At 62.3% G+C, this 20,253-nt stretch carries 20 protein-coding genes; 10 read left to right on the top strand and 10 right to left on the bottom strand.

The genetic code is table 11. The features are described 5' to 3' along the window. Nucleotides 1–114 precede the first annotated feature (114 nt). The gene (locus tag G9U53_RS10245) at nt 115–828 is read left to right on the top strand and encodes a response regulator transcription factor (RefSeq protein ID WP_162114322.1); all 714 of its coding nucleotides are present in this window, start codon (nt 115–117) and stop codon (nt 826–828) included. Then, the gene (locus G9U53_RS10240; protein WP_082654874.1) at nt 825–1,946 is read left to right on the top strand and encodes an ATP-binding protein; all 1,122 of its coding nucleotides are present in this window, start codon (nt 825–827) and stop codon (nt 1,944–1,946) included. Before G9U53_RS10245 ends, G9U53_RS10240 begins: the two co-directional genes overlap by 4 nt. On the opposite strand, the gene G9U53_RS10235 is transcribed toward G9U53_RS10240, so the two are convergent. Then, the gene (locus G9U53_RS10235) at nt 1,930–2,220 is read right to left on the bottom strand and encodes a YiaA/YiaB family inner membrane protein (protein ID WP_003945505.1); all 291 of its coding nucleotides are present in this window, start codon (nt 2,218–2,220) and stop codon (nt 1,930–1,932) included. The genes G9U53_RS10240 and G9U53_RS10235 overlap by 17 nt on opposite strands. A 163-nt stretch (nt 2,221–2,383) precedes the next feature. On the opposite strand from G9U53_RS10235, the gene G9U53_RS10230 reads away from it, so the two are divergent. Continuing rightward, nucleotides 2,384–3,592 carry a macrolide family glycosyltransferase gene (locus G9U53_RS10230; RefSeq protein ID WP_165638634.1) on the top strand — a complete coding sequence of 403 codons (1,209 nt, stop codon included), beginning with the start codon at nt 2,384–2,386 and terminating at the stop codon, nt 3,590–3,592. 6 nt (nt 3,593–3,598) lie between these two features. Here the strand turns inward: G9U53_RS10230 and G9U53_RS10225 are convergent, their stop codons facing one another. After that, nucleotides 3,599–4,045, bottom strand: coding sequence for a hypothetical protein (locus G9U53_RS10225; protein WP_116057186.1), 447 nt, complete (start codon nt 4,043–4,045; stop codon nt 3,599–3,601). Between the two features lie 57 nt (nt 4,046–4,102). After that, the gene (locus tag G9U53_RS10220) at nt 4,103–5,509 is read right to left on the bottom strand and encodes a PLP-dependent aminotransferase family protein (protein ID WP_042452643.1); all 1,407 of its coding nucleotides are present in this window, start codon (nt 5,507–5,509) and stop codon (nt 4,103–4,105) included. A 138-nt stretch (nt 5,510–5,647) separates the two neighbouring features. Here G9U53_RS10220 and G9U53_RS10215 point away from each other — a divergent pair, with 138 nt between their 5' ends. Next, on the top strand, nt 5,648–6,868 hold the full coding sequence (locus tag G9U53_RS10215; RefSeq protein ID WP_003945423.1) for a pyridoxal phosphate-dependent aminotransferase: 1,221 nt from the start codon (nt 5,648–5,650) through the stop codon (nt 6,866–6,868). A 79-nt stretch (nt 6,869–6,947) separates the two neighbouring features. Here the strand turns inward: G9U53_RS10215 and purQ are convergent, their stop codons facing one another. Further along, nucleotides 6,948–7,625 (bottom strand): phosphoribosylformylglycinamidine synthase subunit PurQ, encoded by a 678-nt coding sequence (purQ, locus tag G9U53_RS10210; protein WP_003945887.1) that lies wholly within the window; start codon nt 7,623–7,625, stop codon nt 6,948–6,950. Beyond that, on the bottom strand, nt 7,622–7,861 hold the full coding sequence (gene purS / locus G9U53_RS10205; RefSeq protein WP_003945817.1) for a phosphoribosylformylglycinamidine synthase subunit PurS: 240 nt from the start codon (nt 7,859–7,861) through the stop codon (nt 7,622–7,624). The genes purQ and purS overlap by 4 nt, the downstream gene beginning before the upstream one ends. A 165-nt stretch (nt 7,862–8,026) precedes the next feature. Between purS and G9U53_RS10200 the strand changes: the two genes are divergently transcribed. Then, complete coding sequence (locus tag G9U53_RS10200) at nt 8,027–8,674, top strand: MBL fold metallo-hydrolase (RefSeq protein WP_054781003.1); 648 nt, start codon at nt 8,027–8,029, stop codon at nt 8,672–8,674. 8 nt (nt 8,675–8,682) lie between these two features. Here G9U53_RS10200 and G9U53_RS10195 read toward each other — a convergent pair whose 3' ends face one another. The 4 genes from G9U53_RS10195 to G9U53_RS10180 form a co-directional block, all read right to left on the bottom strand. Then, on the bottom strand, nt 8,683–10,053 hold the full coding sequence (locus tag G9U53_RS10195) for an Ig-like domain-containing protein (RefSeq protein ID WP_165638633.1): 1,371 nt from the start codon (nt 10,051–10,053) through the stop codon (nt 8,683–8,685). Nucleotides 10,054–10,280: 227 nt separating this feature from the next. After that, nucleotides 10,281–10,985 carry a DUF2334 domain-containing protein gene (locus G9U53_RS10190; RefSeq protein WP_007734443.1) on the bottom strand — a complete coding sequence of 235 codons (705 nt, stop codon included), beginning with the start codon at nt 10,983–10,985 and terminating at the stop codon, nt 10,281–10,283. A 94-nt stretch (nt 10,986–11,079) separates the two neighbouring features. Further along, the gene (locus G9U53_RS10185; protein ID WP_003945816.1) at nt 11,080–11,577 is read right to left on the bottom strand and encodes a glutathione peroxidase; all 498 of its coding nucleotides are present in this window, start codon (nt 11,575–11,577) and stop codon (nt 11,080–11,082) included. A gap of 47 nt (nt 11,578–11,624) precedes the next feature. Further along, entirely contained in the window at nt 11,625–12,563 is a 939-nt protein-coding gene (locus tag G9U53_RS10180) for an iron-siderophore ABC transporter substrate-binding protein (RefSeq protein ID WP_042452648.1), read from the bottom strand. A gap of 277 nt (nt 12,564–12,840) precedes the next feature. Between G9U53_RS10180 and G9U53_RS10175 the strand changes: the two genes are divergently transcribed. The 3 genes from G9U53_RS10175 (at nt 12,841) to G9U53_RS10165 (ending at nt 16,288) form a co-directional block, all read left to right on the top strand. Then, the gene (locus G9U53_RS10175) at nt 12,841–13,665 is read left to right on the top strand and encodes a sucrase ferredoxin (protein WP_235808454.1); all 825 of its coding nucleotides are present in this window, start codon (nt 12,841–12,843) and stop codon (nt 13,663–13,665) included. 125 nt (nt 13,666–13,790) lie between these two features. After that, nucleotides 13,791–15,068 carry an acyl-CoA dehydrogenase family protein gene (locus G9U53_RS10170; RefSeq protein WP_042452652.1) on the top strand — a complete coding sequence of 426 codons (1,278 nt, stop codon included), beginning with the start codon at nt 13,791–13,793 and terminating at the stop codon, nt 15,066–15,068. After that, nucleotides 15,065–16,288 (top strand): acyl-CoA dehydrogenase family protein, encoded by a 1,224-nt coding sequence (locus G9U53_RS10165; protein ID WP_054188015.1) that lies wholly within the window; start codon nt 15,065–15,067, stop codon nt 16,286–16,288. The genes G9U53_RS10170 and G9U53_RS10165 overlap by 4 nt, the downstream gene beginning before the upstream one ends. A 128-nt stretch (nt 16,289–16,416) precedes the next feature. Here the strand turns inward: G9U53_RS10165 and G9U53_RS10160 are convergent, their stop codons facing one another. Next, complete coding sequence (locus tag G9U53_RS10160) at nt 16,417–17,829, bottom strand: cation:dicarboxylase symporter family transporter (RefSeq protein WP_165638632.1); 1,413 nt, start codon at nt 17,827–17,829, stop codon at nt 16,417–16,419. Nucleotides 17,830–17,948: 119 nt separating this feature from the next. Between G9U53_RS10160 and G9U53_RS10155 the strand changes: the two genes are divergently transcribed. Together G9U53_RS10155 and G9U53_RS10150 are read left to right on the top strand one after the other, a co-directional pair. Next, nucleotides 17,949–19,535 carry a sensor histidine kinase gene (locus G9U53_RS10155; protein ID WP_064688544.1) on the top strand — a complete coding sequence of 529 codons (1,587 nt, stop codon included), beginning with the start codon at nt 17,949–17,951 and terminating at the stop codon, nt 19,533–19,535. Beyond that, a complete protein-coding gene (locus tag G9U53_RS10150) occupies nt 19,532–20,221 on the top strand; it encodes a response regulator (protein WP_003945570.1) in 690 nt (229 codons plus the stop codon). Before G9U53_RS10155 ends, G9U53_RS10150 begins: the two co-directional genes overlap by 4 nt. Nucleotides 20,222–20,253 lie beyond the last annotated feature (32 nt).

Genomic DNA, 20,253 nt, shown 5'->3' with positions numbered 1-20,253 from the left:
CACCGCGAAGCCCGATAACCGGCTCGAACAGGCTTCCTTCATCGAATCTTCACAGTCGAGTGGAAACCACCACGCGACAGCAATGCAGACACGCAGTCGACTAACCTCGGTCTGATGAGCGCCGAACTACGACCTGGCGAGGAACCGGGGCGCGTTCTTGTCGTCGACGACGAGACTGCCCTCGCCAAGGTTGTCGCCAACTATCTGACACGCGAAGGATTCACCGTGCGCCTCGCCCACGACGGGCCGAGCGCAGTACGTTCGGTGCGCGAATTCGAGCCCGCGCTGATAGTGCTCGATCTGATGCTCCCGGGCTTCGACGGCATGGAAGTCTGCCGACGAATCCGTACCTTCTCCGATGCGTACATCCTGATGCTGTCCGCCCGCGGTGAAGAGTCGGACAAGGTGACGGGTCTGGCGGCCGGCGCTGACGACTACGTGGTCAAACCCTTCGGCCCCCGCGAACTGGTTGCGCGAGTGAAAGCACTGCTCAGACGGCCACGCGCGTCGAGTTTGCTGCCAAAAGTGCTGCCGACGCCTCCCGGACTCGACATCGACGTCGTGGCCCGCACGGTCCGTGTCGACGACACCCTGGTCGATCTCACTCCCACCGAGTTCACCCTGTTGTCCGCGCTTGCGTCCCGACCCGACGCTGCCTGGAGTCGGGCCGAGATCATCACCTCGGTGTGGGGCTCGTCCTGGTTCGGGGACCAGCACATCGTCGACGTCCATGTGCGTGCATTACGCCGCAAACTCGGCGACGACGCGACCGATCCTCGGTTCATCAGAACCGTCAGGGGCGTCGGATACTCCCTGAGGTCGTCATGAACGCGGTCGTCATGAACGGGGTCGTCATGAAGAAACTCGGGCTACGCGGAAAACTGCTGCTGGCGCAGCTTGTCGTCCTGTTCGTCTCCTGCCTCGCCATCGCCGCAGTCGCCATTGCCGTCGCTGCCCCGCTCTTTCACAACCACCTCATGATGGCCGGCATCGAAGACTCGAATGTCCGTACCCACACCGAAGAGGCATTCGCTCAGACCATGACCATTGCACTGTTGTGCGGGATCGCGGTCGCACTGGTGGGCGCAAGCATCGCCGCGGTCTACATCGTCCGACGCATCACGGCCCCGATCTCAACGCTGGCGGAGGCGGCTCAAAGCGTCGCAGACGGGAACTTCGACGTGACTATCGGCAGGTCCGACGTAGATGCCGATTTCACGCGTCTCGAAACTGCCTTTGCCGACATGGCGGCACGCCTTGATCATTCGGATCGGGTCCGCAAACGCCTGCTTGCCGATCTTGCCCACGAATTACGCACTCCGGTATCGACTTTGGCTGCGTACGTCGACGGCATCGAGGATGGCGTCCTCCCCACGGACAACTCTTCATGGTTGGTCATGCGCGATCAACTCGAAAGACTGCGTCGGCTCTCTTGCGATCTGGCGGACGTCTCCGCGGCCGACGAACACGCTCTCGAACTCGATCGCCGAGACGAGAAGATCGACGACATCGTTTGCAGCGCAACGGCAGCAGCGGCGCCACGTTTCGCCGAGCGTGGAGTCGAATTGACGACCGCTCTGTCTCCTCAACCGATCACGGCCGAGGTCGATCGCCAACGAATCGAACAGATCCTCGCCAATCTGCTCGAAAACGCGTTGCGGCACACTCCGAGCGGAGGTTCGGTGACGGTGACACTCGCACGGGAAGGTGACCACCTCTCGGTGTCCGTCACCGACACCGGTGACGGAATTCCCGCAGACCAACTCGAATCAGTCTTCGACCGTTTCCATCGCGGTGATCGATCCGACGGTTCCGGTTTGGGGCTCACGATTGCGCGCAGCCTCGCGCTCGCACACGGCGGCGATCTGTCGGCGCTCCGAAACGAGCAACCTCTCGGCAGCACGCTGATCCTCACCTTGCCGACAGGTTTCAGGCTGCCGCTTTGAACGGATCGTGCTCGGCGATCAGCTTCTCGAGTCGAGCCTCGTCCACTCGAACCCTGACTGTGGATGCCTCCTGCTGATCACGAATCACCTTGGCCAACGTGAACGTACTGGTGACCAAGAACAGCAAGGACATTCCGAGAAATCCGCGTTGCCACGCATCGATCGGAAGATACGCAATTCCGAGGAGGGTGCCGACAAAACTGACGGCAAAGGCTATTCCGGCCTGAAGATAGAAGGCTGCAGTGGTCTTCGAGGGTGTTGTCGGTGTGCTCATGCTTCGAAGTCTGCTCGCCCATCCCGGCACTCGGATGCGTAGTCCTACTCGAGTGCGCACGGTACTTCCCCGGCAAAAATCAGATGCCGTTACCCATCCTGGTGGATAGTCTCGGTCCGGTATCCGGAGTTGTTCCAGAACAGTCAGACGGCAGGAGTGATCGATGACCCGCAGACATATAGCCATGGTGAGCATTCCGGCACCGGGCCACGTCAATCCGAGCCTGGCGATCATCGCGCGTCTCGTCGCCGCCGGTCACCGCGTCACCTATGCCAACGACGAGTCGATGCGTGAGATCATCGAGGCGACCGGGGCCGAATTCGCACCGTACGTCTCCACGCTGCCCAGCCTCGTCCCTTCTCCCGACGGCGCCGAACCCGAGAAGAGCTGGGACGGGGATCTGATCGATCAGTTGACGATTTTCCAGGACGATTACGAGTCGATGCTGCCGCAGCTACGCCGAATCTACGAAGACGATCGCCCTGACCTCTTTCTCTACGACATCGCCGGCATTCCGGCACGAATACTGGCTCAGCAGTGGGGCGTTCCCATCATCCAGTTGTCGCCGACGTACGTTGCCTGGGACGGTTACGAAGCCGACGCCGCACCGATGTACGACGAAATTCGTTCCGATCCGAGAGGCGTCGACCTGCTCGATCGGGAGACCCGGTTCTTCCGCGCCGAAGGCGTCGAGGTCGATCCACGTGAGTTCACCGGACGCCCACCCCGTGCAATCGTGCTGATCGCAGAATCGATGCAGCCCAACGCCGATCGCGTGAACTGCGACGTCTACACGTTCGTCGGCCCCGCACTCGAACCGAGCAGTCAACCTTGGGTGAACCCGGATCCCGAACGCAAGCTCTTGTTGATCTCGCTGGGTTCAGCATTCACCGATCATCCGGATTTCTACCGCACCTGCGTCGAGGCTTTCGGCCAGATGGACGGCTGGCACGTCGTCCTTCAGATCGGAAAGCAGGTGCAGATCTCAGATCTCGGACCATTGCCCGACAACGTCGAAATACACCGTTGGGTACCGCAGTTCGCGATTCTGCAGCAGGCCGACGCGTTCGTGACCCACGCGAGTATGGGCGGATCCAGCGAGGGACTGGTGACCGGGACACCCATGATCGCAGTGCCGCAAGCCGTCGATCAGTTCGGCAACGCCGACTCGCTCGTCGACGCCGGTGTCGCAGTACGCGTCGACAGCGCTACCGTCACGGCAGTAGAGCTTCGTGAGGCGCTGACTCTGGTGAGCGCCGACGAGTTCCGCCGACGCAGCACGGAGTTGGCAGAAGAACTCGCAGCGGCGGGCGGTGTGTCCCGTGCCGTCGAATTGATCGAAGCCGCTCTACCCGGCAGCGGGCCCAGATAATGTCTGCTACCAGTGCCAGGCGTCGCCGCCCACGTTCTTGATGGTTCGCTGCAGCACAGTGATGGTGGTGACAAACTCCTCTTCGGTGATTCCCTGCATCCGCTCTTCCTGCAGCATCTGCTGTACCCGCGCGGCGCGATCGAACTGCTCGGAGCCCGCACCAGTCAGGCGAAGGACAGACCCGTCTTCGCGCGCCCACCCCAGTTCGAGGGCAGAGTCGACGGCGTCATCGATCACGTCGGTGGATTCGTTCGGACCGATCGTCCGCAAGAGGACAGCACGCTCCACCCCTTCAGGGTGCAGCGAAAGTTGGTGCAGGACCCACCACCCCGGCTGGGTGACGCCGATCGCTTCGAGTGCTCCGCGCGTGCGCGTGCGAATCGCTTCACCGGCTCGCGCGGTCCAGAATCCGATCGGCTGGTTGGCCGGTGGCTGCATCGCTTGTTTGTTCATGCACACGACGATAAAACCTCAACGGAAGTTCAGGTCAACCACCAGTGAGGTGAAGTTCTACATATGTTGCGTGATTGCTCGGCCGATAATGCGGGCGGCGTCGGGGAACTCACCCGGGTTCGGTCCGGCGTAGTTGAGCCGCAAGAACTTTCCAGTCGGTTCTGCCGGGAACCAATCGTCACCGGCCCCGACGATGACGCCGGCCGACCGGCAGTCCTGCACCACGCGTTCGACGTTCGTGGTGTCCGGGAGCCGAAGCCAGAGGTTGAGTCCGCCTTTCGGTACGGCATCGAGGTGAGCGTCCGGCGCGTGCTCGCGCAGACTCGAGACGAGGAGGTCGCGTCTGGCCTCGAGTTGGTGACGAAGCCTGCGCAAGTGCGTTCGCCAGGCCGGTTGGGTCACGACGTCGAGCGCTACCGCTTGCAGCATCCCGCTGACGTACATCGAATCTGCCTGTGTATCAGCCAGAATCCGCTCGTACGCCGGACCCCGAGCGATCAATCCGGCAACTCGCACCGATGGGGACACGCTCTTGGTCAGCGCACGAAGGTAGACGACGTGACCGCTGTCGTCTCGTGCAGCGATGGGGCTGGGATCTGCGGTGATTCCGAAGTCGAGCGCCGAACTGTCCTCGATGAGGAATGCGCCGTGCCGACGGACGGTGTCGAGAACCTTGTCAGCCAACGACGGCGACCACAGCGCTCCCGTCGGACTCGCGAAGCTCGGTTGTGCGTAGAACGCACGGGCACCGGTCTGTTCGAATGCACGCGAAAGCTCTTCAGGATCAGGACCGTTGGCGCCGCTGGAAATCGGAATGACCGTGACTCCAGCCTGCGCGGCGGCCAGGATCGCTCCCCAGTAGGTCGGCGATTCCATGAGCAACGGACGCCCCTCCCCCACCAACGCGCGAAAGGACGTCGCAAGCCCACCCTGACTGCCGGGAAGTACAACCACGTCGTTCGGCCCCGGCGGAGTGATCCCGGCAGGAGTGGCGGAACCCAATTCGGAGGCAAACCAGGACTGCAGTTCCGGAAGCCCGGCAGCGAGGGGCCGATTGAACACGGCGTCGGTTCGCGTCGCCCTGGTGAAGGCTGCACGAACCAGACCTTCCGGCAACAGCTCTCGGGCCGGATAGCCGGAATGCAGCGCGATCACGTCGTTGGAGGTGGACTGCAGCGCCATGGGCAGCTGCAGACGATAGTTCGGCGATCCAAGCGCCGCTGTCTGCCACCCGTAGTCGTTGGGTCGCACGACGCGCGCCGCGCGCACGAAGGTCCCCACACCGGGACGAGCCTCCACAACCCCCTGAGATACCAGTGTTCGCAGCGCCTTCTGCACGGTGACCGGACTCGCCCCGTGCAGGCTGACGAGCGACCGAGTGGACGGAAGCTTCGCGCCTGGAGGAGCCGTCGCGATCCACTCACGCAAGGCTGCGACAATCCTCGAACTGCTATCATTGGACATGTCGAATCATAGTAGCGCTACTCCTCTTTCGCCGCTAGCGCTATCGCGAATCAATGTCCGTTTCCAGACCGAACCCTGAGGCGCCCTTCTCATCTGAAACACAACTCGCCCACCCGAACCGGAGAGGTACGTAACCGCGTGAACACACCCATCGATCAGGCCCGCAAGCTCGAGAATGTCAGGTACGACATCAGAGGGCGAATTCTCGACAAGACCGAAGAACTCGAGGATCAGGGACACACGATCCTGCGACTCAACGTCGGCAATCCGGCCCCCTTCGGGTTCGAAGCTCCGGACGAAATCATGATGGCCATGATCCGCAATCTCCCTACCGCGCAGGGATATTGCGATTCTCGCGGACTGTATTCGGCGCGCACTGCGGTGGTCCAGTACTACCAGACGCGGGGTATCACCGACGTCACCGTCGACGAGATCTATCTCGGAAACGGTGTGTCCGAACTGATCACCCTGACGATGCAGGCCCTCTGCAATCCAGAGGACGAGATCCTGATTCCCGCTCCCGACTATCCCTTGTGGACGGCTTCGGTTTCACTTGCCGGCGGCACGCCCGTCCACTACCTCACCGATGAAAGCCAAGGCTGGGCACCGGACTTCGACGATCTGGAAGCTCGGATCACGCCGCGCACCCGAGGGATTGTCGTCATCAATCCCAACAATCCGACGGGCGCCGTCTACTCGACGGAGGTGCTGCAACGCTTCGTGGATCTAGCGCGCAAACACGATCTGATGCTCTTCGCCGACGAGATCTACGAAAAGATCGTCTACGACGGCCGATCCATGACAAACCTTGCGACGATGACCGGGCGAGACGTTCTGTGTCTGACGTATTCGGGACTGTCCAAGGCCTACCGCGTGTGCGGATTCCGAGCCGGATGGCTGGCCATCACCGGACCACTCGAGCGGGCGTCGAGCTTCATCGAAGGCATCAAATTGCTGGCCAACATGCGAATGTGTGCCAACGTGCCGGCGCAGCACGCTATCCAGACTGCACTCGGTGGACGCCAGTCCATCGAGGACCTGTTGCTTCCACAAGGTCGGCTGACGGCCCAGCGCGATCTCGCACACACCACGCTCAACAGCATCGACGGGATCAGTTGCCAACAGGCCGACGGGGCGCTGTACCTGTTCCCCAAGCTCGACGTCGACAAGTTCGGCATCGTCGACGACGAGAGGTTCGTTCTCGATCTACTGGAATCGGAGAAGATTCTTGTCAGCCACGGTCGCGCGTTCAATTGGATCGAACCCGATCACTTCCGGTTGGTGACTCTCCCCAACACCGACGATCTCTCGACGGCACTCGAGCGACTCGGCAACTTCCTCAGTTCCTACAGCCAGTAGCCCTGGGTACCGGGCCCACATACGACTGAACGCCGACCGGATTTCCGGTCGGCGTTCAGTGGTGAAAATCAGCAGGCGATCAGGCAGTGACGATCGCGTCGAGGGCCGAGTAGAACAAGCCCAATCCGTCGTCACTGGGACCGGTGAGAGCCTCGGTGGCGTGCTCGGGGTGAGGCATCAAACCGACGACCCGGCCGTTGGCCGAGGAGATACCGGCGATACGACGCTGCGAGCCGTTGGGGTTCTCCTCCGAGTAACGGAAGACGACGCGGCCTTCGCCCTCGAGTTCGTCGAGAACCTTCTCGGACGCCTGGAAGCGACCTTCACCCGACTTGAGGGGGATGAGGATCTGCGCGCCGGCCTCGTATCGCGAGGACCACGCCGTGTTGTTGGCTTCGACCGTCAACCACTCGTCGCGGCAGATGAAGTGCAGACCCTGGTTACGGGTCAGGGCACCGGGGAGCAAACCTGCTTCGCAGAGGATCTGGAAACCGTTGCAGATGCCCAGGACCGGCATGCCGCCCTTGGCTGCTTCCACAACCTTGCCCATCGCGGGAGCAAAACGTGCGATCGCGCCGCAACGAAGGTAATCGCCGTACGAGAATCCGCCGGGAACGATGACCGCGTCGACACCCTTGAGGTCTGCATCGCCGTGCCAGAGTTCGACAGCTTCACCGCCGGCCAGGTTCACTGCCCGCGCCGCGTCGATGTCGTCGAGCGTGCCGGGGAAAGTGATTACTCCGATACGTGCGCTCATGCCTCGACTCGCCTGACGGTCCAATCCTCGATCACCGTGTTGGCCAGCAGGCCTTCGGCGATCTTCTCGAGTTCGGCGTCTTCGACACTGCCGTCGATCTCCAACTCGAACCGCTTGCCCTGACGGACATCGGATACTCCTGCAAAGCCCAGGCGAGACAGTGCCCCGACAATTGCCTGTCCCTGGGGGTCGAGAATCTCGGCCTTGGGCATGACTTCGACGACGACACGGGCCACGTGCTGCTCCTCGGTACTAGTGCGCGAACCCGGAGTGAAACGCTCGGGTGATGGCCAGTTTACCGGGCGGACCCGAGATGGTTCGCATCGAGTGATCGGGGCGTGACGGCGACCACCTGTGAAACCCGCCTGCGAGTCCCTTCGGGGCGGCGCATACTCGAAATCATGCGACTGACACATTTTGGCCATTCCTGTGTGCTCGTGGAGTTGAACGGCTCGAAGATCCTCTTCGATCCCGGCAACTTCTCGCACGGATTCGAAGGCATCACCGGCCTCGACGCCATCCTCGTGACACATCAACACCCCGATCACGCCGACCCTGCGCGGCTGCCCGAACTGGCCGAAGCGAATCCCGACGCCGTGCTCTACAGCGATCCGCAGACGGCTGAAAAGCTCGGTGGGCGCTGGACCGGCGTCCGGCCGGGCGACCGGTTCAGCATCGGCGACGTCGAGGTGACCGGAACGGGCGGAGAGCACGCAATCATCCATCCGGACCTACCGATGATCGACAACACCGCGTTCCTCCTCGGTGACGCCACCAACCCGGCACGGTTCATGCATCCCGGCGATTCCCTCTACGTCCCCGAACAAAAGATCGACGTTCTCGCCCTCCCCGCCGCCGCACCGTGGCTCAAGATCTCGGAGGCCATCGACTACCTCCGCGCGGTGGCGCCGCGCGTTGCGGTTCCCATTCATCAAGCGATCATCCGCGACGAGGCCGCAGGCATCTTCTACGGTCGCTACTCGGAAATGGCTGCCGACGGCACCGAGTTCCGAGTTCTCGACGAGGAGTCGAGCGTCGAAGTCGCCTGATTCGGTTCTCACGCACTCACATCGACGATGATCCAGCCGGTGCTCGTGCCACCGGCTGCGTCGGTGAGTGTGTAGAGAATCCTGTCGGTGCCTGCCTTCGTTCCGGCTTCGAACACCACTTCGCCGTTTTCGAGCTTCACGGTGCCACCGAGAAGTGACGTCGCCCCGACGCCGGTCACTTTGATCGAATCTCCGTTGCTGTCATGATCATTCGCGACGGCGTCGACGGTGACTGTGCCGCCTGAGCGGACCCGCGCGGTGTCGAGTGCGGCGTACGGCGGGATCGGGCTTGCCGTGTACCGACCGACGTCGTCGAGTCGAGCCGAGGCAACCTCCGCCGCATCGACGATGGCAGCGAATTCGGTGCCGTCGAAGCGCGAGAGGTCGTTACCGTTCATGATGGTCGATCCCTCGGCGCCGCCGCCGTGGTAGTCGTCGGCATAGAAGTTGTGGCCCAACTCGTGGCGGAGAACGCGGCTGAAGTTGCCGTCGGACTCGGCACCGACATGCGCGTAGCTGTGGTCGAGTTCGAACTTCGAGTAGTAGGCATTTCCGCCACCGGATGCGCACACGACGGTTGCCTGATCGACACTCGACCCGACCTGATCGGACCACAGATCTTCCAACTGCTCGAGATTTTCACAACTGCTCGAGTACGGATCGCCGGCGGAATCTGCCCGCAGGACAACTCGACCGAGGACCGGCCGAATCCCGACGTCTCTGATCCAGATGGCAGCGGTGCGGGCCATTGATTCCTCGGCCCGATCCAGAGCGACGGCGGCACTGCCTGCGCCGTGCGCGGAGTACCACTCGCCACTGAGGTCCAGTCCGACCACGAACTGCTTGACCGTCTTGCCGACCCTTGCGGCCGAGGCCGGCGCAATGGCCGCGGTGGGCCACTTGGGTTTTGCGTCGATCGGCGCCGTGCTGCGACCGACCACCTCGGATCCGACGAACTCTATCGAAACACCACGATCGAAAATCACCTGCCCGCGCAGTGTTCCGGCGGAGTCGACGATGGCCGAGACGATTGCGTCCGGACGCCCTTCCACGCTGCCGATGTACGAACGGGGCGCCGGGATCACCGCGTCGGTCAGCTCTCCGTCGCTGTCTTGCACAGCCATCGAGAACTCGGATCCCCGCAGGTTCATCTTGCGAAGGCGCAGTGTGAGTTGCTCACCTTCATCGTCGACGGTTGCGGTGCGGACGCCATCGCTCGATCCGCTCGACCCGCCGTCGACACTGCCCGTCGGCAGCATGTGAACCGCGCCGGTCGGAGCGGCAGACGCGAGCGCCGGAACGAACGCAGCACAGACGACTGCGCCCACAGCCACGGCGACAAGACCCTCGGCCGACTTGGAGAACACTCTCGTGCGCATGGCGAGATCCCAATCCCATCTACTAGCGGCAGATTAACTGCACGCACTCTAGCAGTGGGAGAGTTGGCTGACCCAGCGCTCTAATTAATCGTCCGTTTTATGCGATTTTGACCCATTCTGCACTACTACCAGCAAGGAAGTGGAGAAACACGAAGAGTCTGCCTGCTCGGACAACCCGGACAGACGACATAGTCTCGTAGCTATCAAATAGTTGCCAACTACCGAATTCAGGCAGCGCCGAGCTCCTGAGACGGGGAGTTCCACCGATACACCTGCGAGTCGGCTTCGTGGAAGAGGGCAAGGTCGACGGCGTCGAGGACGGCCTGACGTGGGCCCTCGTTTCCCAACTGCTTGGCCGTGATCGACAATCTGACCAGTCCCCCACGTTTGGCGGCACGCCCGGCTCCGAGAACCAATGCGCGACACCACCACGGCTCGGCCTTGAAGCCTTCGCCGATCCCGAAAACCCTTCCCCGTTGCAAGGTTCCGCGGGTCAGATCATGTACTGCCCCGAGGCCTGCCATCGTGCGAAAGCCCGTCTCCGGCAACACCGACATGGCACCGGGCGATGCCACCCAGCGCGGCGGTGCGAACACCCGGGTCCGAAGGCCTGCATGCTCGAGAACGCGGTCCGCAGCGAGTAGTCGCAGTTTCGCTTCGTGCTTCGACAGAGTGGCGAACTCGGCTCGGCGACGCTTGGTCGCGGCCTGGTCGTAGCCGTGCAGAACGATGGCATCGCCGTGCTCGCGACGCTCACGCAGCCAAGCCGTCGTCACCGCGTCGTCGGCCAGTCGGTATTTGTCCTTCAGTCGCGGCGCCACCAGGAGCGACAAGCGGACACCTCGAGTGTCCATCTCGTCTGCGAATCCGGCAGCGAGATAACATGTCTCGTCTCTGATTCCGGATACCGACACGATCAGTTCTGCGGACATACTCCGATAGTGGCAGCTGTGGGTGAACAGCACACTGCCGCCGGATGATCATCCGGCGGCAGTTTTCAGCGCACCTACTGGTTCTTGGAAACCTCTAGTTCTTGGGAAGCGCAGCTTCGATCGCGGCGACAACCTCGGGTGCGTCAGGCTCGGTCCGCGGACGGAAGCGGTTGACGACGGTGCCGTCCGGTCCGATCAGGAACTTCTCGAAGTTCCACTGAATGTCTCCCGCAGCGCCTTCGGCGTCGGCCGCCTTGGTGAGCTCGGCGTACAGCGGATGCTGGTTTTCGCCGTTCACCTCGATCTTCTCGAGAAGCGGGAACGTGACGCCGTAGGTAGTGGAGCAGAACGTCTCGATCTCTTCGGCGGTACCCGGTTCCTGCCCCATGAACTGGTTGCACGGGATACCGATCACGGTCAGACCGCGATCGGCGTACTCGCTGGCCAGCTTCTCGAGCGCCGAGTACTGCGGGGTCAGTCCACACTTGGACGCGACGTTGACCACGAGGACGGCGCGGCCGTCGTATTCACCCAAAGAGGTGGGCACGCCACCGAGGGTGTTGATCGCGATGTTCTGTACTGGAGTTGTCATAGGCTCCAACTTAGCGACTCTCTCACGCACTGCTCCTTCGCGCACTGCTAATTCGACGCTCCGAGAATGCGATCGAGGTCGTCCAGAACGGTGAGGCCGCCGAGCGGTCCGACGCCGGTGATCCAGTAGGACATGTCCACCAGATGCGGGTTCGGGAAGAATCCGGCGTTGTCGGCCACGGCCTTCGGCATCGTGCCGGCATCGGCCGGTTTCGCGGAGGTGACCAGGATGAGGTCGGCGTTGGCTCCGGAGACGAATTCCGGGGAGAGGTCCACCGAGATCGAGTTCTCCCAGTCGCGTGCGGGAATCGTGAGTCCAGCACATTCGAGAGTGCTTCCGGCAAACGACGTGGGTCCGTACAGCGTCAGAACGTCGTCGCGTGGGCGGATCAGCTGAGCGGTCTTGCCCTCGGTGCTGTGCTTGCTCGCCACTTCCTCGCAGCGTGCCGTGTAGTCACCGAGCAGTTCACCTGCCTGATCGGTCTTGTTCAACGCCTCTGCGACGAACTGGACGTTGTCCTGCCACGGATCGGTCTGAGTTGCCATGTAGACGGTCGGTGCGATGGCAGCGAGCTGCTCGTACAGATCACCGTGCCGCGATTCCGTTCCGATGATCAGGTCCGGGCTCAGTGCGACGATCTTCTCGAGGTTCGGTGCCGCGACGGTTCCGACCATCTCGATCTCCGCCGCCTTCTCACCGAGGTACGCCGGAACGCCGGTCGTCTCGCTGAGTACCGCGGTGCCCACGGGAATCACGCCCAGCGCTACCGACGTGTCGAGCTGAACCGGCTCGAGCACGACAACTCGCTGCGGATCCGTCGGTACGTCGGTAGTTCCGCGGGCGTGGGTGACCGCGTGCACGGTGTCGGCAGACTGACTGCCGGTATCCGTCTTGTCGTCACTGCCACACGCCGTTGTCGTTGCCACTATGGCGGCGAGGACAAAACCACCCAGCATGTACTTCGTCCGCGAGTTACTGCGTTTCATTCACAAACTCCTGTTACCGACTGCTTCCGACCGTCACAGCCACGTGCATTCACCGCGGCTGAGCAAAGGATTCACCATCCAATAGTCTGGTGAGCCTAACCTACGAGACTGGAGCCTCATCATGTCTTCCCTCCCCTGCCACAGCGACGGTGTCCTGGGGAAAGGATCTATGCAGTGCCTTTCGGAATTTGTCGCCAATCCGCAAACCAGTCGACGCCCTCACGCCTGTACACGGCAGTCGTCGACCGCCGGCGAACCTATGGTCGGTCGCGCCGGAATGACACATCTGTGGGTATTGATCGAGCATCCCGGCCCCTGGCCGGCGTCCGCCCCTGACGACGTTCTCCCCGTCGCACTCACCGAAAAGATCTACGCAGCGCAGGGCCGTATCCGTGTCGTGGTGATCCGGCGGACCCGCAACCGCCGGGTGCTCACCCCGACGTGTGTACTCGCCTGGACGGACGGCACACGCCAATGGATGCGGGAAGGGGCGGTCGACCGATACGAGGACCTGTCGGTACTGCCGTTCGAATCGATGGCCGCCGGAGCGGAACCCGACTTCGGCCGCTCCCGCACGGAACCGCTCTTCGCAGTCTGCACGCATGGAAAGAAGGATGCGTGCTGCGCGGAACTCGGCCGCCCGGTCGTTTCGGCGCTGAACGCGGCACAGATCGCAGATGTGTGGGAATGCAGTCACATCGGCGGAGATCGTTTCGCGGCCAACATGATTGCGTGGCCTGCCGCAGTCTATTTCAGCCGACTGGACGGCAACTCCGCAATCGATGCAGCCGAAAAATACCAAGCCGGAGAATTGGAGCTGCTGCACCTGCGCGGCCGGGCGGCACTGTCACAGGCCGCTCAGGCCGCCGAACACGCAGTCCGACGCGCCACCGACATCGTCGCCACGGACGCACTCGAGAGCATCAGCGAGAGTGTCGACGGAGAACACACGACTGTCGATCTTCGGTTGGAGGGGAGAGACTTTCGCGTCGTCGTTCGCTCCGGTCCTCCAGGGCTGCCGTTCCGACATGATTGTGGTGCCGGAGGGACCGTCGAATGGAGCGGATGGACCGTCGAGCACGTTCGCGAGCAACCCCACTGACCACTCGATTTCGACAAGAGTGCCCGGCAGGCCATCGAACCGAGATTTGCGCTGACTGACAACACTTCGAATCAGGTCGCGATGAAGGATCGACGCCCCTGGTGTTTACAGCTTGCATTCTTCCCATGACCACCGCACTGACGCCGAATGCCGTACCCCGGTCTGCTGATCCGATCAAAAGTGAGGTCGACTACGAAACACTGGCAGAGAAATTCCGTCCGATCTTCGCGGACATCGCACAAGGCGTCGTCGAACGCGAACGCGATCACGTGCTTCCCTTCCAACAGATCGACGCACTCAAGAATGCAGGCTTCGGCGCCGTTCGGGTGCCGACAACACACGGTGGATCCGGTGCGAGCATCCCGCAATTGATCCGCTTACTAGTCGAGCTGTCGAGCGCCGATTCCAATATCACCCAGGCCCTGCGCGGACATTTCGCGTTTGTCGAAGACCGACTGGTCGCCGACCCCGGCCCGGAGCGTGACATCTGGCTCCGACGCTTTGCGGAGGGACAGTTGGTCGGCAACGCGTGGACCGAAATCGGCGACGTTGCATTGGGCGAAGCCAACACCAAGGTCTCGCCCGCACCCGATGCCGACCATTTCCTGGCGAACGGGGCAAAGTTCTACAGCACGGGTTCCATCTTCGCCGACTGGATCGACCTGTACTCGCAGCGCACCGACACCGGCGCATTCGTGATCGCGGCGGTCGAGGCGAGACAACCCGGTGTCACACACAGTGACGATTGGAACGGGTTCGGCCAGCAGACGACTGGCTCCGGTTCGTCCGTCTACGAGGACGCAATTGTACAGCCGGAGAACATCTTCGACTTCTCGACACGATTCAAATACCAGACCGCGTTCTACCAATTGTTCCACCTCGCCACTCTCGCCGGCATCGCCAAGGCTGCGACGATCGAGATCTCTCGTCGAGTTGCCTCTCGTACTCGAACCTTCAGTCACGGCAACGCTCCGAGATACGCGCAGGATTCGCAGATCCAGCAAGTTGTCGGCGAGGTGTCCTCTGCTGCCTTTGCAGCCGAGGCCGTTGCACTGCACGCAGCACAGTCGTCCCAATGGGCTTACGAAGCCGCATTCTCCGGCTCGCCGGAGGAAGAGAAGGCCGCCAACATCGCAGCCGAAATCGATTCGGGGCGAGGGCAAGTCGCCTCGATCGGACTCGTCGTGCCGGCCACGGCCAAGATCTTCGACGCACTCGGTGCCTCCGGAGTCAGCCGCGACCTCGATCTCGATCGATTCTGGCGCAACGCCCGCACCGTCGCCAGCCACAATCCGGTCGTCTTCAAATCCAAAGTTGTCGGCGACTACGAAATCAACGGAACCGAACCGATTTACGTGTGGGCCATCGGGACCGCACCGACCGAAAAGGATGAACAGGCATGACCGTGACCAGTGAAACCGAAGTCTTCGTCGGCGTTCCCGACACATCCGAGGGCTGGATCGACCGGGCTCGCGAGGTGAGCAACATCCTTGCCGCCGACGCACTCGCCCGCGACCGAGCCGGCGAACCACCGTTCCGAGAAGTTCAGCTGCTCAAGGACAGTGGTCTTGTGACGCTCCTGGGCCCGGTCGAGTTCGGCGGCGGCGGGCAGCGATGGGAGACCGCCTACAAGGTGGTTCGGGAGATCGCCCGCGCCGACGGCTCCATCGGACAACTGCTCGGATACCACTACCTGTGGGCATGGGCAGCCAGATTGGTCGGAACCGATCCGCAGATCTCCGCTGTCGAGGAGCTGTACACGAGCAACCGATTCTTCTTCGGCGGCGCGGTCAACCCTCGAGACACCGACCTCACCGTCGCGGACCGCGGAGACACCCTGGTGTTCAACGGTGTGAAGTCGTTTTCCACCGGCGGCCGAGTCACCGACCTCACGGTGCTCGAAGGAATCATCGACGGAACTGCGACGCATGTGTTCGCAATCGTGCCGACTGCTCAGGACGGCATAGTCTTCCGCGGTGATTGGGACAATCTCGGGCAGCGCCTCACCGATTCCGGCAGTGTCGAGATCAACGACGTCGAGGTCGACTGGGCAAGTGCGGCAGGCTTTGTCGACAAGGAATTCCAACCTCTGGTCTACAACACCCTGAACTTCCCGGCGATCGAGATCGTGTTCGCCAACTTCTACCTCGGGATCGCTCGTGGCGCACTGGACACTGCCGCCGAGTACACCCGAACCCGTACGCGTCCATGGCCGTACGGCGGTGACAACCGCGAAATCGCAACCGACGAGTGGTACCTCCGTGAGGGCTACGGCGACTTGCAATCCAAGCTGTGGGCAGCGGAGGCCTTCGTGGACCAGGTCAGCCGTGAGGCCGACGCAGTGCTCCACGACGCTCGCGAAAACCTCACCGAGCAGGCTCGCGGCGACCTCGCCGTACGCATCGCGGCCGCAAAACTTCGCGCCGCCGACGTCTCCTTGGAGATCAGCAACAAGATCTTCGAGCTGACCGGTGCCCGAGCCACGTCCAACGACGTCGGCCTGGACATCTACTGGCGCAACATTCGGACGCATACCCTTCACGATCCGCTCGCGTACAAACGCCGTGAAGTCGGTAGTCGTTTTCTGACCGGCGAGATTCCCGAACCGACCTGGTACACCTAGCCACGAACAGAAAGAGACCGTCGCACGGTTGGTGCGGCGGTCTCTTTCATCGTTACGACCAGGATCACTGATCGTAGATCGGGTTCCGCGCCTGCAGCGCAGTCAAACGTTCAGCAGAGCGGACGTTTCTAGTGATGGCTCACGAACGACTGTTTGGTGCCGGTCGGAGCCGTTTCGAGCTTGTGCTGCTCTTCTTCGTCCTCGTCGTCGAGCATCGTGGCTTCGTTGAACGGAATCTTCCCGTCGAGTACCTGGACGACGCGTTCCTTGTCGATCGTCTTGGTCCAGGCGCCGACCAGGAGAGTCGCAACCGCATTGCCCGAGAAGTTGGTGATCGCTCGCGCTTCCGACATGAAGCGGTCGATTCCGACGATGAGTCCGACGCCGTCGAGAAGCTCGGGGCGATGGCTCTGCAGTCCGCCTGCCAGCGTGGCCAGACCGGCGCCGCTGACTCCGGCAGCGCCCTTGGAGGCGATGATCATGAACACCAGCAGCGAGAGCTGTTCACCGAAACCGAGTGGCTGTCCCATGGCGTCGGCGATGAAGATCGAGGCCATCGTCAGGTAGATCGCGGTGCCGTCGAGATTGAACGAGTAGCCCGTGGGAACGACGATGCCCACCGTGGTGCGCTCGACGCCTACGTGCTCCATCTTGGCGATCAGACGCGGCAGTGCCGATTCGGAGGACGACGTGGCGAAGATGAGCAGGTACTCACGGGCCAAGTACTTGACCAGCTTGAAGATGTTGAATCCGGTGACGGCGCGCAGCAGCGTTCCGAGAACACCGAAGACGAAGATCAGGCAGGTCAGGTAGAAGCCGATCATCAGGGTGCCGAGCTGGACGACGGCGTTCAAACCGGTCTGGCCGACGACGCTGGCGATGGCACCGAAAGCACCGATCGGGGCGAGCCAGAGGATCATCGTCAGGATCTTGAACACGAGCTTCTGGATGTATCCGACGGCCTTGAGGATCGGTTCACCCGACTTGCCGAGCGACTGGATCGCGAAGCCGACCAGAAGGGCGACGAACAGAGTCTGCAGCACGCTGCCGGCTGTGAGGGAGGACAGCATCGACGTCGGAATGATGGACGCGATGAAGTCCCAGGTACCGCCCGCGCTGTGGGCCTGATCTGCAAGCTTGGCCACGGAGGCCGCATTGGGCGTGATGTTCAGGCCGCTGCCGGGGTTGAGCAGGTTGCCGACGCCCAGGCCGATCGCGAGTGCGATGGTGGACATCCCGATGAAGTAGGCGAGTGCGAGGCCGCCGACCTTGCCGACCTTGGCCGCCGCTCGAACCGAGCCGATGCCGAGCACGATGGTGCAGAAGATGACCGGGCTGATCATCATCTTGATCAGGCTGACGAACAACGTGCCGAGTACACCGACGGACTTACCGAACTCGGGTGCGAGCCAACCGACGAGGATGCCGCCGATGACCGCGACGATGACGCTCATGTAGAGCCAATGCGTCTTGTCGCGCTTTGCCTTGGTGCCCTCGGGCTGTGGGGAACCGTCTACTGTCCCTGTTGCCGTGCTGCTCATGGGGTGTCCTTTGGATCGGATATCTGTGAAGTGATCGGGATCACTTCGAGTCGTGGAGAATTCTTGTTGCAAACAGGTGGGCCCGGAAGTTTGTGTTCATTACGTTCAGGAGGCGCTCGATGGTCGAACGAAAGACCGGCCGACGTATGAGCGTCGCCAGGCAGATCCTGCTCCTGCAATTGGCGTTGTTGGCGCTGGTCATCGGTGTGGGGGCCGCGCTCGCAGTTGTCGACGAACGCCGAGACAGCGACGACGCGATCCGCAGGCAGGTGAGCTCGATAGCGCAGACTCTCGCCCTGTCGGATTCGACGGCGGCAGCCCTGACGAGTCCGGACCCGACCGCGATTCTGCAACCACAGACCGAGAAGATCCGACAGGCAACCGGCGTCGATTTCATCGTGGTGATGGCGCCTGATCGCACTCGGTTCACCCACACGAGCCCGGAGCTGATCGGTCAACTCTTCACCGGGAACATCGACCGCGCACTTGCCGGCGTGACCTTCACAGAGACGTACGCCGGGTCGCTGGGGCCGTCGATCCGCGCAGTCACTCCTGTTTACGATTCCGGCGGAACCCTGGTCGGTCTGGTTTCTGCCGGTGTCACCCGCGAGCAGATCAGCAAGCAGTTCGCCCAAAGTGTTCCGGTCATCCTGTTCGTTGCCGGCGGCGGTCTTCTTGCCGCCCTCCTGAGTTCACTTCTGGTGAGTCGGCGTATCCGGCGACAGACCCTGGGGATGGCGCCGGATGAACTGCGCACCATGTACGAACACCACGACGCCGTCCTGCACAGCATCGGTGAGGGTCTGGTGGTGATCGGGCGAGGCCGAAGCAGAGATGCGCGAGTGGATATCGTCAACGACGAAGCGCGTCGCCTCCTCGATCTACCGGACGGGCCCGTGCCACTTTCGTCCATCCCCGAGACCATGCGAGTCGACGACGCCTCTCCCGCGAAGGATCAAGTGCACCTCACCGACAAGCGTGTGCTGGTGGTCAACCAACACCCGGTTGAGTGGGAGGGCAACAGAATTGGCACCGTGCTGACAATTCGCGATCACACCGAATTGCAGAACGTACTCGGGGAATTGGATTCGGTACGGAGTTTTGCCGAGTCGCTTCGATCGCAAGCCCACGAGAGTGCAAATCGTCTTCACACGATCATCACGATGGTCGAGTTGGGCCGGAACGAAGACGCAGTGGCCTTCGCCACCAATGAATTGCGAGTGTCCCAACAGTTGATAGATCGTCTGATGAATGCGGTCCACGAGCCGGCGCTCGCCGCACTGCTGCTCGGGAAAATGAGTGAAGCGGCCGAACGCGGGGTCGACCTGACCATCACCGAAGACACCGCGCTCGGTCCGGTTCCTTCGCTCAATGCACGCGAGTTGGTCACGCTGGTCGGCAATCTCGTGGACAATGCTATTGACGCATCGCGCGCGAGCGAGTCTCCGTGGGTGGAAGTGACGGTAATGGAAGAGGATTCGATGATGGTTGTTGCCGTCGCCGACAGCGGCCCGGGAATGACACCCGAAGCACTCGAAAAGGCCAAGGGCCGTGGCTACTCCACAAAATCCGGCTCTCGCGGACTCGGTCTCGCACTGGTCTCTCAAGTGGTGAAACGGCACGGCGGCACGCTCACCAGCGAGCCGGCGATGGGCTCCATGCTGGTTGTCCGTATCCCGCTGCGCGAGGTGGAAGCACCGCGATGATCCGTGTGCTGATAGTCGACGACGAACCGTTGATCGCCCAGGCGCACCGTTCGTACGTCGAGCGTGTGCCGGAATTCGTGGTCCACGGCGTGGTTCATTCCGGGAACGCCGCCGTGCGTGCAGTTACGGCGGCCAACGCCACCGACCAGCCCATCGACCTGGTCCTGCTCGACATCGGGTTGCCCGACGCCAGCGGTCTCGACGTGGCTTCCGCCCTGGGCGGTTTGCGGCCCAGTCCGGACATCATCGCGGTTACCTCGGCGCGCGATCTGGAGGTGGTCCGAAGCGCCGTGGCTCGCGGGATCGTCCTCTATCTTCTCAAGCCGTTCACTTTCGCAGCATTCCGCGACAAGCTCGAGCGCTACCTCGAATATCGTGCAGCGCTTCCCGCTGGAGAGTCTGCGGTCAGTCAACACGACATCGACCGCGCGATGTCCGCGCTACGAACGTCCGACGATCGAGCAGCGGCACCGAAAGGCTTTGCGTCTCAAACACTCGGACTCGTCGCAGCGTCTGTCCGGGATTCTGAGGGACCCGTGACCGCTGCAGAGGTGGCAGCATCGGTCGGCGTGTCCCGGGTGACAGCCTGGCGCTACCTGGAAAAGCTGGCAGACGACGGCATGCTCACCCGGGAGACCGAGTACGGGCGCGCTGGGCGCCCTCAGGTTCGTTACCGCAGAACCTGATTGACACAGAACCTGACAGTCACCGAACCTGA

Source organism: Rhodococcus sp. D-46, from assembly GCF_011290655.1.
Taxonomy (GTDB): Bacteria; Actinomycetota; Actinomycetes; order Mycobacteriales; family Mycobacteriaceae; genus Rhodococcus_F; species Rhodococcus_F qingshengii.
The sequence above is the reverse complement of the archived record's forward strand: the minus strand, read 5'-3'. Positions and strand labels throughout refer to the sequence as shown.